The 741-nt window shown below is 74.6% G+C and carries 1 protein-coding gene and 1 pseudogene; both read right to left on the reverse strand.

Annotated features, from left to right (window positions below):
* Window positions 1-480, reverse strand: a 480-nt coding sequence (locus tag ACYVE9_RS29405) for a methylated-DNA--[protein]-cysteine S-methyltransferase (RefSeq protein WP_461030923.1), incomplete at its 3' end; no start/stop codon positions are given.
* Window positions 481-482: 2 nt separating this feature from the next.
* Window positions 483-741, reverse strand: a pseudogene (locus tag ACYVE9_RS29410) (DNA-3-methyladenine glycosylase 2 family protein); the annotation flags it as partial.

Consider the following 741-nt stretch of genomic DNA (forward strand, 5'->3'; position numbering starts at 1 on the left):
GGGCAGCAGGGCGCCCTCGATGTCGAGCAGGCTGCGCTTGGCCGGCAGGCCGCCGGCGAACCCGGTGAGGGTGCCGTTCGCCCCCACCACCCGGTGACAGGGACGCACGATCAACAGCGGATTGGCGCCCACCGCGCCCCCGACCGCCCGGACCGCACGGGGTGACACGCCCGCGAGCGCGGCCAGCGTCCCGTACGTCACGGTGCTGCCGTACGGGACACGGTCCAGCGCCTCCCACACCCGGCGCCGGAACTCCGTTCCGGAGGGCGCGAGTTCGAGTGCGAAGTCGGTCAGTTGACCGGCGAAGTAGGCCGCCAGCTGGGACACCGCGGCTTCGTGGGCGGTGTCGTCACGGACCCAGTCGGGCCCGGTGACGGCCCCGCCACGCTGGCCGGGCAGGCTCACCGAGGCGAGCACACCCGGACGGGGACCGGCCAGCAGCAGCTCGCCCAGCGGGCTCGGGCATCGGGTGTAGAGCATGGTCAGACGTCCTTCGTCGAAGCGGTGATCCACAGCAGGTGCAGGGCGTACGAGCGCCACGGCCGCCACGCGGCGCTGTGCGCCACGGTCGCGCCCAGCCGTTCCAGGCCGTGGCGGACTCCCGCGTCCCCCGGCAGGAAGACGTCCGGATCACCGAGCGCCCGCATCCGGACATAACCGGCGGTCCAGGGGCCGATGCCGCGCAGCGCCAGCAGGGCGCGTTCGGCCTCGTCGCGGTCGGCGCCCGCCCCCAGGTCGACG

This window comes from Streptomyces sparsus (assembly GCF_054776295.1).